Source organism: Carnobacterium jeotgali MS3 (genome assembly GCF_000745125.1).
Taxonomy (GTDB): Bacteria; Bacillota; Bacilli; order Lactobacillales; family Carnobacteriaceae; genus Carnobacterium_B; species Carnobacterium_B jeotgali.
The window spans coordinates 17,421-37,408 of sequence record NZ_JQNF01000010.1 but is presented as its reverse complement, the minus strand read 5'-3'; the positions used below and the strand labels follow the sequence as shown (position 1 = coordinate 37,408).

At 35.5% G+C, this 19,988-nt stretch carries 18 protein-coding genes; 11 read left to right on the top strand and 7 right to left on the bottom strand.

The genetic code is table 11. The annotated features are described in order from the left end of the window. Positions 1-16: 16 nt before the first annotated feature. Genes gcvH through gcvPB form a run of 3 tightly spaced genes read left to right on the top strand, consistent with a single transcriptional unit; the run spans position 17 to position 3,220 of the window. Complete coding sequence (gene gcvH / locus BP18_RS07730; RefSeq protein ID WP_029278137.1) at positions 17-415, top strand: glycine cleavage system protein GcvH; 399 nt, start codon at positions 17-19, stop codon at positions 413-415. A gap of 4 nt (positions 416-419) precedes the next feature. Further along, positions 420-1,766: an aminomethyl-transferring glycine dehydrogenase subunit GcvPA gene (gene gcvPA, locus BP18_RS07725; protein ID WP_029278141.1), complete on the top strand. Its 1,347-nt coding sequence runs from the start codon at positions 420-422 to the stop codon at positions 1,764-1,766. After that, entirely contained in the window at positions 1,763-3,220 is a 1,458-nt protein-coding gene (gcvPB, locus tag BP18_RS07720; protein ID WP_029278143.1) for an aminomethyl-transferring glycine dehydrogenase subunit GcvPB, read from the top strand. Before gcvPA ends, gcvPB begins: the two co-directional genes overlap by 4 nt. 66 nt (positions 3,221-3,286) lie before the next feature. Here the strand turns inward: gcvPB and BP18_RS07715 are convergent, their stop codons facing one another. Together BP18_RS07715 and BP18_RS07710 are read right to left on the bottom strand one after the other, a co-directional pair. After that, positions 3,287-4,651, bottom strand: coding sequence for an FAD-binding oxidoreductase (locus tag BP18_RS07715; RefSeq protein ID WP_029278375.1), 1,365 nt, complete (start codon positions 4,649-4,651; stop codon positions 3,287-3,289). A 201-nt stretch (positions 4,652-4,852) separates the two neighbouring features. Then, positions 4,853-5,536 carry a YjjG family noncanonical pyrimidine nucleotidase gene (locus tag BP18_RS07710; RefSeq protein WP_029278373.1) on the bottom strand — a complete coding sequence of 228 codons (684 nt, stop codon included), beginning with the start codon at positions 5,534-5,536 and terminating at the stop codon, positions 4,853-4,855. A 119-nt stretch (positions 5,537-5,655) separates the two neighbouring features. On the opposite strand from BP18_RS07710, the gene BP18_RS07705 reads away from it, so the two are divergent. From BP18_RS07705 to BP18_RS07685, 5 genes are all read left to right on the top strand, one after another. Continuing rightward, positions 5,656-5,985 (top strand): DUF6054 family protein, encoded by a 330-nt coding sequence (locus BP18_RS07705; protein WP_007720844.1) that lies wholly within the window; start codon positions 5,656-5,658, stop codon positions 5,983-5,985. 185 nt (positions 5,986-6,170) lie between these two features. After that, positions 6,171-6,824 (top strand): CAP domain-containing protein, encoded by a 654-nt coding sequence (locus BP18_RS07700; protein ID WP_029278371.1) that lies wholly within the window; start codon positions 6,171-6,173, stop codon positions 6,822-6,824. Between the two features lie 159 nt (positions 6,825-6,983). Then, positions 6,984-7,568 (top strand): cob(I)yrinic acid a,c-diamide adenosyltransferase, encoded by a 585-nt coding sequence (locus BP18_RS07695; RefSeq protein WP_029278369.1) that lies wholly within the window; start codon positions 6,984-6,986, stop codon positions 7,566-7,568. 50 nt (positions 7,569-7,618) lie between these two features. Continuing rightward, positions 7,619-8,032 (top strand): DUF4430 domain-containing protein, encoded by a 414-nt coding sequence (locus BP18_RS07690; protein ID WP_029278368.1) that lies wholly within the window; start codon positions 7,619-7,621, stop codon positions 8,030-8,032. Next, complete coding sequence (locus BP18_RS07685) at positions 8,019-8,558, top strand: metal ABC transporter permease (RefSeq protein WP_029278366.1); 540 nt, start codon at positions 8,019-8,021, stop codon at positions 8,556-8,558. Before BP18_RS07690 ends, BP18_RS07685 begins: the two co-directional genes overlap by 14 nt. A gap of 200 nt (positions 8,559-8,758) precedes the next feature. Here BP18_RS07685 and BP18_RS07680 read toward each other — a convergent pair whose 3' ends face one another. Further along, positions 8,759-10,240, bottom strand: a complete 1,482-nt coding sequence (locus BP18_RS07680) for a M23 family metallopeptidase (protein ID WP_007720837.1) — start codon at positions 10,238-10,240, stop codon at positions 8,759-8,761. 227 nt (positions 10,241-10,467) lie between these two features. Here BP18_RS07680 and BP18_RS07675 point away from each other — a divergent pair, with 227 nt between their 5' ends. Both BP18_RS07675 and BP18_RS12950 read left to right on the top strand, forming a co-directional pair. Then, positions 10,468-11,367, top strand: coding sequence for an ROK family protein (locus tag BP18_RS07675; protein ID WP_029278364.1), 900 nt, complete (start codon positions 10,468-10,470; stop codon positions 11,365-11,367). 147 nt (positions 11,368-11,514) lie between these two features. Continuing rightward, a complete protein-coding gene (locus tag BP18_RS12950) occupies positions 11,515-13,287 on the top strand; it encodes an ammonium transporter (RefSeq protein ID WP_029278362.1) in 1,773 nt (590 codons plus the stop codon). Positions 13,288-13,404: 117 nt separating this feature from the next. Here BP18_RS12950 and BP18_RS07665 read toward each other — a convergent pair whose 3' ends face one another. From BP18_RS07665 to BP18_RS07650, 4 genes are all read right to left on the bottom strand, one after another. Further along, a complete protein-coding gene (locus BP18_RS07665; protein ID WP_051669276.1) occupies positions 13,405-14,928 on the bottom strand; it encodes an IS1182 family transposase in 1,524 nt (507 codons plus the stop codon). A 390-nt stretch (positions 14,929-15,318) separates the two neighbouring features. After that, positions 15,319-15,918, bottom strand: coding sequence for a hypothetical protein (locus tag BP18_RS07660; RefSeq protein ID WP_029277701.1), 600 nt, complete (start codon positions 15,916-15,918; stop codon positions 15,319-15,321). Continuing rightward, entirely contained in the window at positions 15,918-16,919 is a 1,002-nt protein-coding gene (gene floA, locus BP18_RS07655; protein WP_007720829.1) for a flotillin-like protein FloA, read from the bottom strand. The genes BP18_RS07660 and floA overlap by 1 nt, the downstream gene beginning before the upstream one ends. A 2-nt stretch (positions 16,920-16,921) precedes the next feature. Next, complete coding sequence (locus BP18_RS07650; protein ID WP_407921359.1) at positions 16,922-17,530, bottom strand: NfeD family protein; 609 nt, start codon at positions 17,528-17,530, stop codon at positions 16,922-16,924. A gap of 486 nt (positions 17,531-18,016) precedes the next feature. Here BP18_RS07650 and glgB point away from each other — a divergent pair, with 486 nt between their 5' ends. Then, positions 18,017-19,942, top strand: a complete 1,926-nt coding sequence (glgB, locus tag BP18_RS07645; RefSeq protein WP_007720826.1) for a 1,4-alpha-glucan branching protein GlgB — start codon at positions 18,017-18,019, stop codon at positions 19,940-19,942. Positions 19,943-19,988: the final 46 nt, after the last annotated feature.

The following is a 19,988-nucleotide window of genomic DNA, read 5'->3' as shown; positions in this document are numbered from 1 at the left end:
TGAGGAGTGCTTTATGATGACAGAGGAAAGATTATATAGTAAAGACCATGAATGGATTTTGCCATTAGGAGAAAATACAGTACGTGTAGGAATTACAGCTTACGCTGTAGAACAGCTTGGAGACATCGTATATGTAGAAGTTCCAGAAATAGATGCAGAGGTTTCTGTTGGTAGTGAAATGGGAACTGTTGAATCTATTAAATCAGCTTCAGAAATTTTTTCGCCAGTTACTGGATTGATTATAGCTGTTAATGAAGAATTAGAAGACGGACCTGAATTAGTCAATGATTCTCCATATGAAGAAGGATGGTTTGCAGAGATCCAATTAGAAAATCCGATTGAATTAAAAGGATTATTAAGTGAAGCAAACTATCAAGCCTACGTTGCTGAATTGGCAGCTGAAGAGGAGGCATAAGCGATTGAACGAATATAGATACCTTCCGGATACTGCACAAGACCAAAAAAAGATGTTAGATGCTTTAGAAATTACATCAGTTGATGAATTATTTTCGGATATTCCAACAGAAATTAGATTGACAGAAGATTTACCAATTCCACAAGCTGTTCATGAGTCAGCTTTAATAAAGAAAATGAGACGATTAGCAGCCAAAAATGCTACTGCTCATGATTATACGCTTTTTTTAGGAGCTGGAACTTATGATCACTACATTCCAAGCGTAGTGGATCATGTTATTTCTCGTTCAGAATTTTACACAGCGTACACGCCTTATCAAGCAGAAGCTAGCCAAGGAGAATTGCAGGCTTTGTTTGAGTTCCAAACGATGGTATGTGAATTAACGGGTATGGATGCAGCGAATTCTTCTTTATATGATGGGTTTACTGCACTTGGAGAAGCAGCTACATTAGCTGTTGGTGCAACGAAACGTTCTAAAATTCTTATCTCTAAAGCCGCTCATCCTCAAGGGAGACAAGTTCTTCAAACGGTTGCCAATGGGAATGACTATCAAGTAACAGAGATTGACCTATTGAATGACAGTACAAATTTAACCTTATTGGAAGAACAACTAGATAAAGAAACTGCAGCTGTTGTCATCCAGTACCCCAATTTTTTTGGTTCAGTTGAGGATCTAGCAGCAATTAAAGAACTGGTTACAGCACACAAAGCCTTATTAATCGTGATGGCCAATCCTTTAGCTTTAGCTTTGCTAGAATCGCCGGGAAAATTAGGGGCGGACATTGTAGTTGGCGACATGCAGCCGATGGGATTAGCTATGAATTTTGGTGGACCGCATTGTGGTTACTTTGCAGTCAAGAAAAAATATATCCGTAAAATTCCAGGACGTATTATAGGTCAAACAACCGATTCAGAAGGCAAACGGGGATTTGTTTTAACTCTCCAAGCAAGAGAACAGCACATTCGCCGTGAGAAAGCGACTTCTTACATGAGTTCCAATCAAGCGTTGAATGCATTAGCATCAGCTGTTTTTATGTCTGCTTTAGGAAAAGAAGGCATAAAAAAAATGGCCAAGCTGAATATTGAAAAAGCAGATTATATGGCGAAACAAATGGAAAATAAAGGCTTCTTATTGAAAAATGAAGCGCCAAATTTCAATGAATTTGTCGTGCAGCTGAATGCTCCAATTAAAGAAATTAATCAACTGCTGCTTCAAAAAGGCTTCATTGGCGGATACGATTTGGAATTTGATTATGGCATGGAAAATGCAATGTTGATCGCGGTTACTGAACAACGAACAAAAGAAGAAATAGATCAATTTATTGAAGCACTGGAGGGAATAACTAAATGACGGAATACAATGATTTGATTTTTGAAGTAAGTCAACCCGGACGTTCAGCTTTTAGCCTTCCCGAAAGCGATGTTCCTTTAATTGATCTAACAACCAAATTTCCACAACACCTGATTCGTGAAGAACCGGCTGAATTGCCAGAAGTATCAGAACCTCAATTGATGCGTCATTACACATCGTTATCGACTAAAAATTTTGGTGTAGATAATGGATTTTATCCATTGGGTTCGTGCACGATGAAATACAATCCAAAAATTAACGAAGATGTTGCTCGTTATGACGGGTTTGCAGCGATTCATCCGTTTCAACCTGTTGAAACGGTTCAGGGAGCTTTTGAACTATTGTATGAATTACAAGAAGATCTACAAGTGATTGCAGGAATGGATGCCATCACCTTACAGCCAGCTGCCGGTGCTCAAGGAGAATGGACTGGATTGATGATGATAAAAGCTTATCACACTAAAAATGGCGATAGAGCTGCTAGAACGAAGATATTGGTTCCTGATTCTGCTCACGGAACTAATCCTGCGAGTGCTCATGCTGCTGGATTTGATGTAGTTGAAATACCGTCTAATCCGAACGGAACAGTGGATCTAGTTGAATTGAAAAAACAAGTTGGGAAGGATACTGCTGGATTAATGTTGACTAATCCAAATACATTAGGTATTTTTGAGAAAGATATTATCGAAATGGCTGAGATTATTCATGAAGCAGGTGGCTTAGTTTATTACGATGGTGCAAACTTGAATGCTATTTTAGGTCAAACAACTCCCGGAATGATGGGTTTTGATATTGTTCATTTAAATTTACACAAATCATTCAGCACGCCACATGGTGGCGGAGGACCAGGATCTGGTCCAGTTGGAGTCAAGGAGTTTTTGATTCCGTATTTACCGATTCCACGGATTGAAAAACAAGAAAATCATTATGTTTTGAATGCAGCTTATCCTGATTCTATCGGCCGTGTAAAAGGATATTATGGAAACTTTGGGGTCAATGTTCGTGCATATACATATATACGAACAATGGGGCCTAAAGGATTACGCCAAGTATCTGAAAGCGCCGTACTGCATGCGAATTACTTACGTAAGCGACTAGAACCGTATTATGATACACCTTATACCCAATACAGCAAACATGAATTTGTTTTATCCGGTTCAAGACAGAAAAAACAAGGTGTTCCAACACTGAACATTGCAAAGAGAATCTTAGATTTTGGTTATTATGCACCAACGGTTTATTTCCCGTTAATTGTTGATGAAGCTTTGATGATTGAACCAACAGAAACGGAAACAAAAGAGACACTAGATGCATTTGCAGATGCCTTAATCCAAATAGCAATTGAAGTAGAAGAAACACCAGAGATGGTCTTAAATGCTCCATACACGACCTCTGTAAGACGCTTAGATGAAGTGAAAGCTGCTAGACAATTAATTGTTAAACATACACCATAAATAAAAAAAAGAGTAAAGCCCACTCTCGAAATAAGAGAGTGGGCTTTACTCTTTTTTTTAATTTGTTTACATCACTTTAGTTGGGTTTAAACGGCCTTCTGGATCAAAAACTTGCTTGATTTTGCGCATATATGCAAGGTAATTCGGGTCTGTCATTTTAGCAAGGTACGGTTTTTTTATCAATCCAATACCATGTTCGGCAGATGGAAGTCCACCTAATTCTTTGATTTTTGCATACATTTTAGTCAACACATCATCACGTTTTGATTCCCATTCTCGTTGATCTGTGATTGTTCCACGAGCAACACACGTATGAAGATTGCCATCACCTGCGTGCCCAAAACTAATCATACTCAATCCACTTTCTGCTTCCAATTGTTTGGTGTATTGGTAAAGTGTAGAAAGTTGATTGATTGGAACTGTTTCATCCATCGTTACTTGCTCAGTATAATTTACTACAGCGGTTAACAAAGAATCACGTAAAGCCCAAGCTGTTTTCTCTAGTTCAGGAGTATCTAAAACAACTAATTCTAAAGCGTTATGAGGCTGAATACTTTTTTTAAGCAATTGAACACGGTTGTGGATAACATCCATATTATCGCCGTCTAATGTGATTAAAAGATAAGATTCACCTTTTTGACTAGGGAAGAGTACCCCTTTTTCTTTTTCGCTTAAATGAATCGTTTCTCTTTCAAAAAATTCAAGGGCTGTAGGGTCAACGCCATTTTGCAGAATCGTTAAAACAGCATCCGTTGATTCTTTAAGAGTTGGAAAAGCAACGACTAGAGATAAGCTAGCTTTAGGCAACGGAATAACTTTTAATTTGATTTGAGTTGTAATACCCAAAGTTCCTTCAGAACCAATAAATAAATCTTTCAAGTCATAACCAGAACTATTTTTTATATTAACGCTGCCTAAGGTTAATTCTTCACCTGTTGCTAAGACAACCTCTAATTGGCGAACATAATCTCTTGTTACACCATACTTAACAGCACGCATGCCGCCAGCATTTGTAGCAATATTCCCGCCGATAGAAGAATTCTTTGAGCCAGGATCTGGTGGGTAAAAGAATCCTTTACTTTCAACATACTCTTGAATTTCATGAAGCAATACACCAGGCTCAACAGTCAATGTTAAAGTCTCTAAATCAAAGTCAATGATTTGATTCATAAGGTGTAAATCGATAATCAGTTCATTTTGAACGGGAGCAGTTGCACCAGATAATCCAGTACCAGCTCCACGAGCAATAATAGCTAGATTCTCTTGAATAGCAAATTTTACTAACGCAATCACTTCAGCTTTTGTCTTAGGTAAAGCAACACCGTAAACACTTTTTGCATGACCGACATATTCATCAAATAAGTATTTTTCAGGAACATCTTTCCCTTCAAAAATACGAGTTGAATCGGCAATAATCTCTTTTAATGACATGAAAATTCTCCTTCTTGGGTATAAAATAGATGCTTTTTTTGTTTCTTTCATTCTTAAGTGTAGCACTTACACCTAAGAGAATGCAATTAAATTATACAGCAGAATAGCTTAGAAAGGTTGATAAATCAATGTTTTTGAAATTGGTATAGGTCAATTTTAAACGATTTTAGTGAATGATTTTGAATCATCTGTATCATGCAATTATAAAAGAATGTCTGCTAACGCAGTAAGATGTTGAATCTCGTAAGTTGGGTTCTGAATAAAGCTTTTTGTGCTCTTTGGATTAAACCAACATGTATCAATTCCCGCATTAAATCCTCCTTGAATATCGGAAGACAAAGAATCGCCAATAATAAGCGTTTTATCCATCACTTGTTTTGGAATATTTTCAAAAACGTGAGTAAAGAATTCTTTCATAGGTTTCTGGTATCCTATGGTTTCAGAAATATAGACACCTTTAAAATAAGGAGTTAAACCCGCATTTTTCAGACGAATGGATTGTGTTCGTGCAACCCCATTTGTCACAATGTAAAGATCGTAATGATTTGCTAATTGCTTGATGAGTTGTTCTGCTCCGTCAATTAAGACAGCACTTTGTTCAAGATAATGACGGTATAGGTTGTCTAAATGAACCCCGTCTACCGTTAAGCCAAGCTGTTGAAATAAGATGGAAAATCGTGAATGTAACAGTTGTTCTTTCTCAATTTCGCCTTTTTCAAATGAAGACCATAATTGATGATTCATCTTTTTATAAAAATGATTCAACTCATCGGTTAACACCAAATTATATTTTTTAAATAAAGACCTGAGAGCATGATCCTCAGCTGCTGTAAAATCTAGTAATGTATCATCGATATCAAATAAAAGGGTTTGGTATTGTTTCAAATTGTTGCCTCCTTGGATTAGTTATTCTCTAATTCACCTAAGAAAGTATACCATTTGCCTTGTTCAATGGTAAAAAAAACAGCATAATAGAATAAACTAAATCTAAAGGGTGGGACAATATGAAAGAAAAGCAGGTTATCTTGAATGGAAATAGTTATGATCTTTTAAAGTACCTCGAAAAAAATTTGACTGCTGAAAATTATGAACAATCTACTACTTATGAGTTTGATTTTGACTATGGAAAAGGTTACTTAACCGTTTTTGAAAAATACTTTTACCGAAATGAAAGTGTAGCAACCTTGACTCTCCATATCCATCCTTTAGAAAATGAACAAGTTGAATTGATAGCAATCATTTCAGGTAGCTCGGTCGGAATACTCAATATTGATTTTGGAGTAAGTAAAGCTATCTTGAAAACGTTGGATCAATTAATAGAAAACTTTAAATAAACGTTTAAAATCAAAAAAGATCTTTTCTTAAAGAAACGGTCTTTTTTTGTTCACCAAATGCTTAGTAAAATATAAATTAAAAAGAGAACAATCGTTTTCGTTTCAACCTGTATTTGTAGCACATGATTTTTGGTATACTACAACTAGTACTTCAGTCAAGTAGAATAAAAGAAAGGTTTGATGGAATGAGAAAATTTTTCTCATATAGTTTGATAGTGATCCTATTGATTGGTTTTGGCTATGGACTGGGAAATTCAACTATTCTAGAAGGTACAAAAATTGGAAACACTCTTTCTCAAATGGCGGATAAACTAACCAATGAAGAGAGTGTAGTTATCGAAGGAAATCCAGTCACTAGTGAACAAGAACAAGCAACGAGCACGAACTCAGTAACTACAAGTACGAATGACCTAATGAAAACGGATGAAATTGATGTTGGAATCGTAGAGAATAGGGTCTTGGAGTTATTAAATGAATTGAGAAAAGAAGTAGGCGTTTCACCAGTAACTTCTAATGATCAATTGAAAAAAGCAGCGAATATACGAGCGATTGAAACGGAAGAATCTTTTTCGCATACGCGTCCTGACGGTAGAGCCACCTTTACGGTTTTAGAAGAAGCGGGCGTTGAGTATACCTATCAGCTAGCAGGAGAAAACTTGGCAATGGGAACCAATTATTTAGATGAAAAAGAAATGGCTGAATGGTTGTTCAAAGGATTAAAAGAGAGCCCTGGCCATTATGAGAATATGGTAAATATGGGTTTCAAACAGGTCGGTATTGGTGTCCATTATGATGGAGAAAATCTTTATATTGTTCAACTATTCGGAACACCGTTATGACTTTTAACCTAGCGATAGTCTGAAATGATTAGTTGAATCGGCAAAAAGGGATTAGGTCAACCGACTTAATCTTTTTTTGTTTTGACACAACATGTTGTGGTTGAAAAATATAATGAACTGATATATAGTGGTTTAAGAAAGTGGTAAAGGAGAATGAATATGCAACTTTATACAAAGACAGGCGATAAAGGCGATACAGGATTAATTGGTGGAGAAAGGGTAAAGAAAGATTCGAATCGAGTTAACGCTTATGGAACAATTGATGAATTAAACTCTCTAATGGGGTATATCATAAGTCAATTAACTGAAAATGACAGAGTGTTAAAAAGAGAACTCATCGAAATTCAGCACAATCTATTTGATTGCGGAACGGACTTAGCAGATATCCATGGAAAGCTAAAGTGTAAAGTAACAGAAGAAACGGTACAAAATTTAGAAGCAATTATTGATGATTATGCTGATAAAGCTCCTTTAATTGAATCCTTTGTATTGCCAGGAGGTCATCCAATAGCTAGTTTATTACATATGGCTCGAACAGTTGCCAGAAGAACGGAAAGACAGATTGTCACGCTTGGATCTGAAGAAGCGATAAATCAACAGGTAGCTATTTATTTGAACCGATTGTCTGATTATCTATATGCCGTCGCGAGAGCAGTTAATTGTACTTATAATGTAAAAGAGATTTTATATGAAAGAGGAGGAAAAGTTTTTCATCCGGAGTTGAAAAAAGAGGATTTAAAATAAAAAAATATAACAGATTATAAAATAGTTGATTGTTGGAGGAATAAATAAAAATGAAAATTTTAAAAGTAGGATTTATAGTACTAACGGCTCTAAATTTGGCAGCATGTGGAGATAGGTCTGCAAAAGAAACTGCTTCTTCAGAACAAAGCAGTTTAGTTGAGAATCAAACAAAAGAAATGCTCACTGTTGGTAGTTCATTAGAAAAAGATGGAAAAGAAGTCGATGGCACAAGTAAAAAAATGGAAGTAGAAGAAGGCACTACTGTACTAGAAGTTCTAAAAGACCAGTATGAAGTAGTGGAAGAAGGTGGCTTTATTGTCTCTATTGATGGAATGAAACAAGACAAGGAGGCAGGAAAATATTGGATGTATGAGGTGAACGATAAACAGCCAACTGTAGGTGCAGCTGAATACTTAGTAAAAGATGGAGATCAAGTGAAGTGGTTTTTAAATGCTTTACAATAACATGAATGGCAAAAAATCTCTTCAAAGACTCACTTTACTTGCTTTTATGACGGCACTTTGTCAAGTAAGTCGGCAGTTGTTGCAGTTTCTACCAAATGTCCAGCCTGTGACAGTTATATTAATTATTTTAACGTTAACGTTAGGAGTAACGGATGCGTTGATTGTAGCCGTATTGTCAATTATTCTATCAAATATAACACTTGGAATGGGAGTCTGGACGATTGCTCAAATCGTTTCGTTTGGTGGGATTGTTTTATTTACTGGATGGATTATTAAACCTTTTTTTAACAAGATTCCTTTTGGATTCATGCTTATATACGCTGGTTTCACAGGATATTTATATGGTTTTTTGATTTCTATAGTGCAAGCTCCGTTTTTTGGCATTCAAAATTTTTGGGTTTATTATTCATCAGGGCTCCCTTTTGACACGTTACATGCAGTCGGAAATGGCGGTTTTTATCTGATATTAGCACCCATTTTGTTTCCTTTACTAAAAAAATTTCTTGGTAGATATTATACTAGCTAAAAAGGGCTCCTCGTCAAATAGTATGGATGCTTCAAAAAATTCTTATGGAATAAAGAGAGTTGCTTGTAAGAGCATTGGTATCGTCTTAAGCATGAACTAAATTAAGCTATCCATACTAAAAAGTATAGAGCCCTAAAAAGAAGACAGATCGTTCATTTGGAAAATGAACGATCTGTCTTCTTTTTAGTCAATAATTAAGTTTATAAATAAGATGCTGGGTTAACACGGCTTCCGTTTTTGTACATTTCAAAATGTAAATGTACGCCAGTAGAAGAACCAGTTGTACCCATTGTACCAATTTGTTGACCTTGAGAGACTTGTTGACCTGGAGAAACAAGTAAACTTCCTGCAACCATGTGAGCGTAAAGGGTTTGCATCCCATTGCCATGATCAATCTTCACGTAATAACCCCAACCTGAGTCATATCCGGCAAAGACAACAGTACCACTTTTAGAAGCAACGATTGCTCCACCACCACCAAAGTCAGTTCCACCATGTAGTTTATACACACCCGTGATAGGGTGAATGCGATAACCGTATGCTGAGGTCATATAACCGCCACTAGGACGAATAAAACCTGAATCAGATGAAGGTGAAGGTGTAGGTTTTGGTTTTTGTGTCACAATTGGTTTTTTTGAAGAACTAGAGTTACTTGAAGGACTTGAGTTACTAGGACTAGTAGTAGTGCTTGACGAATTATTCGATTTATTCGTGTTTGTTGATTTCTCAGGAGCTGAGTTGGCCACAGTTGTTTTTTGTTCCGCAACTTTTTGAGCAGCAGCTTCTTGTTCAGCTTTTTCTTGAGTTTCTACAGCAGCTAATCTGGCTTCTTCCTCAGCTGCAGCTTTTGCAGCTGCTACTTCAGCAGCTTTTTGAATAGCTAATTGTCTCGCTTGTTCCTCTTCGATAATGCGTTGACGTTCTTTTTGCATTTCTTCAGATAAAGTACTGGTTTGAGTAGCGATGACTTGTTGTTCATTAACAAATGTATTTTTTTCTTCTTCGGTCATATCATATTGAATAGCAACTTGGACGATTTTATCATCCATTTCAGCTTTTTGAGCGACTAAATTATTTTTTGATAATTCAATAGCGTTTTTTGTATCTTCAACAGCAATTTTTTCAGCTTCAGCTTTTACTTCATTAGTTTCTAAAGATGCTTGATCTATTGCTTGTTCAGTAACAATATCTTTGTTGGCAGTAACCAATTGGTTAACAATACCTATGCGGCCTACTAAATCTGTAAAACTTTCAGCAGTTATAAGAAGGCCTATTAAATTAGAAGCACTAGCATCAGTCTGTACAGAACGAGCTTGGTTTTCAAGCTTATCTGTCCGTTGAGCAATTAATTTTTTTAAAGCTTCGATTTCTTTTTTTAATTGTTCGACTTTTGCTTTAGACTCTTCTAATTTTTGTTCTTGATCATGTAATTTTAAGACTGTTTCGTCAATCTGACTTTGCAGGATAGTAATATCTGATTCTAAATTGCTTTTTTCTGTTTCTAAATTAGTTAAGGCTTCATCTTGTTCAGTGATTTTATTATTAAGCTCAGATGATTGTGATTCAAGTGCATTTTTTTGTTGTTCCATTTCTTCCAATGTATCGGCTTGAGCGATAGTTGGCAGAAAGGGACTAGCAAATAACATCGTAGCCATAATTCCTGTTAATACTCTTTTTTTCAATAGTCTACCTCCATAAGATTCTCATACTTGTTTCATACTTAAAAATTATAGCATAAATAAAGTGCAAATATGATGTTAGTTGTGTGACAAAAAGCTAGAATAGTATTACATAACAATGGTTAAATGAAATAAATAAAAATGACATTTAATGCAACCGTTTTATTTGAAGTGTGATAGTGATAAACTAAAAATAAATAAGTAGTTTTAAAATTAAGGAGGGAAGAATAATGCTTTATCTAGGCATTGATATAGGAGGAACAGAAACAAATTATGGATTAATAGATGACCAAGGTGAATTAGGAGATATTAAAACAATCAAAACACCTATGGAATCGTTAACACAATTTTTAGATATGATGGGCGATATTTACGATGAGTATGCCAATCAAATTGAGGGAATGGCTATTAGTATGCCTGGAATTATTCAATCCAAAACTGGTTATGCAGTTCATGGTGGATCGTTAAAGTATATCAAGAAAATGAATATGGTAGAAATGTTGGAGACGAGATGCCAAACGACTATTCATGTTGAAAATGATGGGAAAGCTGCAACACTTGGAGAATTATGGAAAGGAAACTTAAAAGGTATTCAACATGCTATTATGCTTAATCTAGGGACGGGCATTGGCGGCGGAATCGTTGTAAATGGAGAAGTACTGAAAGGTCACCATTATTCAGCAGGAGAATTTTCTTTTATTAAAACGAATAGTGCTAGAACTAAAGATGCTGATTATATGTTTGGATTTCAAAATGGCATTAAGAAATTGTTTCAAAATATAGCCGTTCAATGTGAACTGCCTATAGAGTCTATAAACGGATATAAGATGTATGAATTAATTGAAGCTGGAAATAAAAAAGCGGCGAACTGTTTAAATGAATATTGCTATACACTAGCAATTCAATTATTCAATCTACAAACCATTTTAGATCCAGAAAGGATTATCATCAGTGGAGGCATAAGTGGAAATCCATTACTGATTCAATTAATTAAAGAGAATCTGTCAAAAATATATGAAGAAGAGTTGGGAGAAGGGCTTTTTATAGTTCCAACTATTATGGGTAGTAAGTTTGGAAATAATGGAAATATTATTGGAGCATTGTATAATTACAAGTTAAATGAAGAATAAAAAAACTAAAGTCTATCAATTGATGTCATTAAAAGTAACATCAATTGATAGGTTTTTTTAGTTTTTTTTGCTAATTCAAGTAAATCACTTGTTTGACTCTTTTTCTAATGTTAGATTTTATAACATATTAAAAAAGGGGGTAACAATATGTTTTCATCTGTGGACACGTTATGGGTAATAGTAGGAACAGTTTTGGTATTTTTTATGCAAGCAGGTTTTGCAATGGTTGAGACAGGGTTTACTAGAGCAAAAAATGCAGGGAATATTATCATGAAAAATTTATTGGACTTTGTATTAGGCTCTTTAATGTACTGGATCATTGGCTTTGGTGTAATGTTTGGTCCGAGTATAGCAGGTTTAATTGGAACACCTGACCTATTTGTACAAGGAAATTATGATACGACAATACCGGGATATGTATTCTTGATGTTTCAAACTGTTTTTGCTGCAACTGCCGCAACAATTGTTTCTGGAGCAATGGCTGAAAGAACGAAATTCAGTGCCTATCTCGTATACACGTTAGTTATTTCTACAGTTGTTTACCCTATTTCAGGACATTGGATTTGGGGTGGAGGATGGTTATCCCAATTAGGATTTGTTGATTTTGCGGGATCAACAGCTGTTCATATGGTAGGAGGAATAACGGCTTTGATTGGTGCGAAAATGGTTGGAGCAAGAATCGGGAAATATGATGAAGCTGGAAAAGCAAAAGCTATTCCAGGACATAGTTTAACTTTAGGGGCTCTAGGCGTATTTATTCTTTGGTTCGCTTGGTTTGGTTTTAATGGAGCATCAACGGTTTCGGCAACTGGAGATGAGTCATTAACGCTGATTGGAACAATTCTTTTGAATACAAATTTATCAGCTGTAACAGCTACTTTAGTTGCTATGATGATAACGTGGATAAAGTATGGTAAACCAGATATTTCCATGACACTTAATGGGTCATTAGCTGGTTTGGTAGGAATTACTGCAGGTTGTGCAACGGTTTCGCCATTTGGTGCAGTAGCTATTGGAGCAATTTCGGCTAGTGCTTTAGTCTATGGAATCGAATTTATTGAAAAGAAAGCTAAAATTGATGATCCAGTTGGAGCATTTGGAGTGCATGGAGTTTCTGGAGCCTTAGGAACTATTTTGGTTGGTTTTTTTGCAACTGATGGAGGTCTGTTTTATGGTGGTGGTTTTAATCTTATAGGTATTCAGTTATTAGGGGTAGGTTCAGTAGCTCTTTGGGTAGTGTCAACGATGATCATTACATTTAAACTTGTCGATAAAACAATTGGCTTGCGCGTAACACCAGAAGAAGAGATTGCAGGTATGGATATATCAGAACATGGTTTAGAATCGAGTTATGGAGATTTTGTTACGGTTCCATTTGGGCAAAAACCAGTGTTTCAAGGGTTTAATTTTGAAAAACTAGAAACTAATTTAGCTTTTGTTGGTATAGGGGGCGTCTCTATTGAAGAAAAGGATGCCCATCAAGCTATTGGAGTTCAACCGCAAGCTTTTAAAACAGGTAATATAGATCCAAATAAAACGGACGAAAATGCTAAATTAATGAAAGTAGACATTATAGCGAATGAAGCTAAATTCGACAATTTGAAAAAAGCTTTAAATGATATTGGAATCACAGGAATGACAGTAACGAACGTGCAAGGGTATGGCATTCAAAAAGGACAAACAGCTTATTATAGAGGAGTGGAGATGGAAGCCAACTTATTGCCTAAAATACGATTAGAAATAGTGGTAAGTAAGACACCCGTTTCTTTAGTGATTGAAACAGCTAGACAAGCATTGTATACCGGGACGGTTGGCGATGGCAAAATTTTTGTTTATCCTGTTGAAAACGTTATTCGAGTAAGTTCTGGAGTACAAGGATCAAAAGCACTAGAATATGATGAAGAAGAAGCGAAAGTATAGTCTTGAGCAAAAAGAAGAGGCTGGGACAAAACCTCCCAGTAACTAAAAAAACGTTAATTGCATTTTTGCAATTAACGTTTTTTTAGTTTTTTCAACTGATTAAGTAAATTCTTTAGGCTAAATCGCCTTTGTTTTTCTATATTTTTTGAAGTTATTAGCCATAAAAGCCAAACCTATATCGACTTTAATTTTCTCTTTCCCACGCAAATGGAAGCGAGTGAAACCTAAATTAGCTTTTACCTGCCCGAAAACTGGCTCTACCTCGATTTTGCGTCTCGCAAAAATCTTGGAGCCTTCAGGTGATAAAAGCTTAGTCGCTTCTATTTCTTTTAAAGCTTCATAATGCCAATTGTAATAGAAGGCTTTTTGTTCTGCCTCCTCTGGATTATCCGGTCTATAAACATGACTATCCTGATGAAATCCACTACTGTTTTTCTTGTGACTTATATAGTTAAAATAATAATTTGTACCATCTGGATGTATAAAGTAATTTCCTTCGGAATGATAAGTCCAGTTTTTTCTATTTCTTGAAGAGCTACTATAGGATCGTGTTTGTTCTTTATCAAAGAGGTTATATTTTATGAGATGATTTACTCCGATATCATTCAGAAAATTTAGGTTCTCTTCACTGCCATAACCAGCATCTGCAATAATCATTTTTGGCAAGTAATCTAATGATTCAACAAACGGAATGAGTGTCCGTGTATCCGTTGGATTTGGAAAAGCATCATAAGCTAATACAAATTGATTTTCAGTACCGATTTGAATATTGTACGCCGCTTTTAACTGGCCGTTCATCATATGATCGTCTTTCATTCTCATAAAAGTAGCCTCTAAATCAATCTTAGAAAAGCTATTACGACCATTAAACACTTTATCATGGGCTTCATAATTTCTTTTGCGTAGGATGAAATCATTTTTCAATTTACGTAAATGTTTTTTTAATCTTCGTCTCTTTTGTTTCTTGGGGTTCTTTCCATGAACAGGATGATCTTCAATATCAGTAGTCAATTGATTGATTTCTTTTTCGATTAGGGTTGTCAAATCCTCAAGTTCGCCAATAGAAATATCCTCTAAATCATCTATCACCATAGATTCTTCAACCAGTGGTTGAATTTCGTCTACAAAATATTGTTTCGTCTTCATTCTGAGAGAAGTTGCATATCTGTCTATAGCTTTTTTCCATACAAAGGAATATTTATTGGCGTTAGCCTCTATTTTAGTTCCATCTATAAATAGTTCATTCATAGAGATAAGATTTTCTGTTTTGAGTTTAACCGTAAATTCAGTAAATAATTCAGGTAATAACTTTTGGCAATTTTCAGAAGAACGAAATCGGTTGATTGTTCGATAGGAGATAACTTCGTTACTAACTGCCCACATCATGGCTATGTTTTCCGTCATCATTTTTTCAATTTTCCGGCCAGAATAAATCCCTTCTGAATAAGCAAAGAGAAGTACTTTTATTAGTAACCTTGGATGATAACCAGGTCTTCCCTCGGAAGAATCAAGTTGAGAAAACAACGTGTTGTCCATTGATTCAATAAATTCATGAATTTCAAAAATAATATGGTTTGGAGACAATAAACAAGACAATTCTATTGGCAAGCTTGTTTGATTCGTGGTATATTTTTTATACATTAGAAACCCCTCCGATAATTGTATTTGTGGTTATTTACATTATATCAAAGGGGTTTCTTTTTGTATTATAAAAAGCATCCAGAAAAGTCATTTAAACTTTTCTGGATGCTTTTTAGCTAGGTTTTGTCCCAGCCTCTTTTGGCTCTATACTTTTTAGTGTTGATAGATGAATTTAGTTCACGCTTAACACTTCTGGAGGAATAGGATTGCTTGTAGCCCTGTAAAGCATTCAATGCGAATTACACCGCTTTAACGCTTTAGCGATTAAGCGATGTTTGAGGCTTGAAAGATCTTAAGACTTTAGGCTTAAGATCTTTCAAGCAAATCCGTCTATTCCGAAAGAATTTTTAGAAGCATCCTCACTATTTGACGAAGAGCCGTTTTTTTATATTATCTTAAACTACGAGGTTTATCTAAAATCTCTTTGTAAATCATCCCTCTGACAAGATCTTTTTGAAATTGATTTTTTTTAGTTCGAGATGGATGAGTAATTTTATTTGTAGAAGTTACTTTTTCAATTGGAACTAAAGTGGTTAAATCATTTTTTTCAAACTGTGTATGATTGGCATTTCTCTTCAACTCTTTTTCGTGAAAAAGAGTTGATTTTGAAGTGGAAGAGGAATGAACGGGTTCTGGTCGTCTTTTGGTATTTTTTTGCAAGTTTGCTGCTCTTCTTTGCGCTGCATCTTGTTGCATACGACTAGATAATTGATTTGAGCGGGTCTGCTGATTTCTTTTTTTGGAAGAGTCAACAGGTGTGTTCTTTTGTGATCTTAGTCTGGCAGGGTCGTGAGCGATAAAAGCATCTTTTAAAGAAATAGAGTCTTTGTGAGTTAAATCTGCTCGTTGAGAAATTTGTCTTTGTTTGCCTTTTGAAGGAGCAGATGAATTTCCAATTAAGGACATGAAAATACGAAATATGGTTGTTATGAAAGAAAAGAATGCAGTCCCTATTAGAAATAAAATAACAAGGGTCAATAAACTATTCATTATTCATCACTTTCTCTCTCTGTAGAACCTGTAATAGAGTTTCTCATTTTAGTATCAGCATTAACGTTTTTCATATTGTAATAATCCATTACCCCTAAATTACCAGATCTTAATGCTTCGGCTAATGCTAAAGGTACTTCGGCTTCAGCTTCAACCACGCGAGCGCGCATTTTTTGAACTTCAGCGATCATTTCTTGTTCTTGAGCAATCGCCATTGAACGTCTTTCTTCGGCTTTAGCTTGAGCGATATTTTTATCTGCTTGGGCTTGTTCCATTTGTAAGCTGGCACCAATGTTCCGTCCAACATCAATATCCGCAATATCAATTGAAAGAATTTCAAAAGCTGTACCAGAATCTAATCCTTTTCTTAAAACTGTTTTTGAAATCGAGTCTGGATTTTCTAAAACATCTGTATGTCTAGCGGCACTACCAACGGTTGTTACAATACCTTCGCCAACACGAGCGATGATTGTTTCTTCACCAGCACCACCGACAAGTCGTTCAATATTTGCACGAACCGTTACTTTTGCACGTGCTTTAACTTCAATACCATTCATTGCCATGGCAGCAATTTGAGGTGTTTCAATAACTTTAGGATTAACACTGACTTGTACGGCTTCAAAAACATTTCTTCCTGCTAAGTCGATTGCAGCAGCTTGTTTAAATACTAAATCAATATTTGCACGTTGTGCGGCAATTAAAGCATCGATAACTTGGTTGATATCTCCACCAGCTAAATAATGGGCTTCTAATTCGTTGATATCGATATCTAAACCAGCTTTAGTCGCTTTGATTAGTGGACGGATAATATCTTGTGGAGCTACTCGTCTTAAACGCATTCCTACAAGAGTTCCTATGTTGACTTTGACACCTGAAAAATAGGCTGTGACCCATAATCCAACGGGTACGAAACGGAAAAATAAGCTGATAACGATAATTACGATAATGGCTATAAATAGAAAACCTATCCAATTTGTTGTGGTTTCTGTAGCTGTTGTCATGTTTAATCCACTCTCCTAACACTAATTTTATATCCTTCTACTTTTGTAACTACAACTGAAACATCAGCATCAATGTGCTCACCTGTGCTTACGACATCTAATTCTGTGCCATCAAACTGAACTTTCCCAGATGGTCTAAGAGGCGTAGTTGTTGTTCCCGTTTTTCCTAAATAAACGGATGCATCATTATTACTCGAAAAACCACTTTTTTTGTCCAAATTATTTTTAAGGACGAGTTTTTCTATATGAGCTAAGGAATAACCTCTTCTAATAAGCATGATGACTAAGAATGAAGCGGCTACTACTGCAATGCTTAAATCGCGTAGCGCTAGTCCCAAATCATCGTTAGTTAAATAAACACCGCCAACAATTAAAAGAAAACCAATGATACCTGCTACACCAAAATCTGGTACAAAAACTTCAAAGATTAGTAGACAAATGCCTAAAATGAAAATAACAATAGGGACCCAATTTTCTAAACTGTTTAAATAGAAGTAACCACCAAAGCTTGCTAGTGCTAAAAGTCCACCTAACGTCGATTGAGGCGTTAATGCCGCTATTACTAAACCAATAAAGCCAACAGTTAATAAGAGTATTTCCAATATATTCACCTCCTTTAAGAGACGTTCCGCTAGTCTTTTTTAGTCGTTAAAACTAAGGAGAACTAATCTTAGTTAGTTTCATTTTACCATTAGTAACAGTGTTACGCACTTTTAACAAAGCATTTGCTAGGATTTCTTTCTATTTGAACAGAAAGATTGGCAAACAATTAAACAAAAAAGGTTTTGCTAAGAAAATAGTTTAGACGAATACATTGAACTATTAAATATAAACAATTCAGTATTTATTCTGAAGCCAATTAAAAACTAAATAACTCTAAATTTAGGATCAAAGTAGAGGAAATAAAAATTTCAATTGTGTATTAGTAAGCGATTTCCTCAAATAATGGTATACTACAAACATAAGATTGAATGGAATACTTTAAAAGAATTATAAGATTAGGTCGATTATTAAATCGTTTCGTTGTAAAATGAAATAAAGATGATAAAACGATGAAAAGTTTCATATTTTAGAATGCTTAGTTGGGAGTGAATCAAGTGACGAATAGATCGGTAAATGATGAAATTAAAGCTAATCTTGAAAAAGAGTTGTATTTGTTTAACACGGGTGAGCATTTTAATAGTTATCTAACTATGGGATGTAAGCGGGAAAATTTTGAAGGGAAAGTTGGTTTTCGTTTTACTGTATGGGCTCCTAATGCAAAAAGTGTTGGTTTAGTAGGAGATTTTTCAGATTGGCATGAAGGCCTCGAAATGGAAAGAATAGCCAGTACAGGCAGTTGGACAGTATTTAGTGAGCAAGCTATCGAAGGGCAATGTTATAAATACCGTATAGAACAATCTGATGGTACGGTAAAATTAAAAATTGATCCCTATGCGCTTGAATTTGAAGTAAGACCTAAAGATGCTTCAGTTGTAAAAGATTTGCCGAAAAAGAAATGGAAAGATGGTCTTTGGACGGCCAGTAAAAAACGCTTTTCTGTTTATGAACGTCCTCTAAATATCTACGAAGTACACCTCAGCTCTTGGAAACATCATGATGACGATAGCTGGTATACCATCCCTGAATTACAAAATGAACTAATTCCTTATGTAAAGAAGATGGGTTATACGCATATTGAATTTATGCCTTTGATGGAACACCCCTTAGATGCATCTTGGGGGTACCAATTGACTGGGTACTATGCATTATCGTCAAAATTTGGCAAGATGGAAGAGTTTCAAGATTTTGTAGAAGCGGCTCATCTGGCAAATATCGGCGTGTTAATGGATTGGGTTCCAGGTCATTTTAATCGCAATGATTACGGTATGGTTTATTTTGATGGGACACCACAATTTGAATATGCTGATAAGAATAAAGCTGAAAATAACCGATGGGGCACAATGAACTTTGACTTAGGCAAAGATCAGGTTCAAAGCTTTTTAATTTCTAACGCTCTTTACTGGATCGAACAATTCCATTTAGATGGACTAAGAGTTGATGCCGTGTCAAGTATGTTGTACTTGGATTATGATATTGGTGAGTGGGTACCTAATGAAGATGGAAGCAATCATAATAGAGCAGGCGTTGAGTTTATAAAAAAATTAAACAAAAAAGTATTTGAACGGCATCCTGAAACACTGATGATTGCTGAAGAAAGTACAGCGTGGTCAAACGTTACAAAGCCTGTTCATATGGGAGGTTTAGGGTTTAATTACAAATGGAATATGGGGTGGATGAACGATACCTTAAAGTTCTTTGAAATGGACCCGGCATTACGGAAACATCATTTTAACTTAATCACCTTTTCTTTCATGTACACATTCAATGAAAATTTTATTTTACCATTTTCTCATGATGAAGTTGTTCACGGAAAAAAATCTTTAATGCATAAAATGCCAGGCGATCGATACAATCAATTTGCTAGCTTACGCACTTTAGAGGCATTTATGATGGTTCATCCAGGTAAAAAATTAAACTTTATGGGAAATGATTTTGGTCAGTTTCTAGAATGGCGAATTCATGAAGGATTAGAATGGCAAAATTTGACCGATGAGATGAATGCCAAACATTTACATTTTATGGAAACTTTAAATGCTATTTATAAAAAAGAACGGGCTTTGTGGGAAATTGATCATCAAGCAGCCGGTATTGAAATTTTAAATGCGGATAACGCGGATGAAACCGTCTTAACTTTTATTCGTAAAGGGAAAAAGCCACGTGATTTTGTAGTTGTGATTTGCAATTTTGTGCCTGTTGAACGTAAAAACTATCGGGTGGGTGTGCCATTTGAAGGCGTTTATGAAGAGTGTTTAAATACTGAAATGAGTGAGTATGGTGGAGTTTGGACAAGAAATCAGGGACCTTTGAGAACGGTAAAAGAAACGACTAATCAAAAAGACCATACGATTGAACTAATTGTACCGGCAATGAGTGTAGTAATCTTACGACCTAAAAGAGTTTTCGGAGTACCAAAAAGCTAAAAGATAAAAAGGAGGGTAGAGGAAGAATGGCAAGATGATTCTTCCG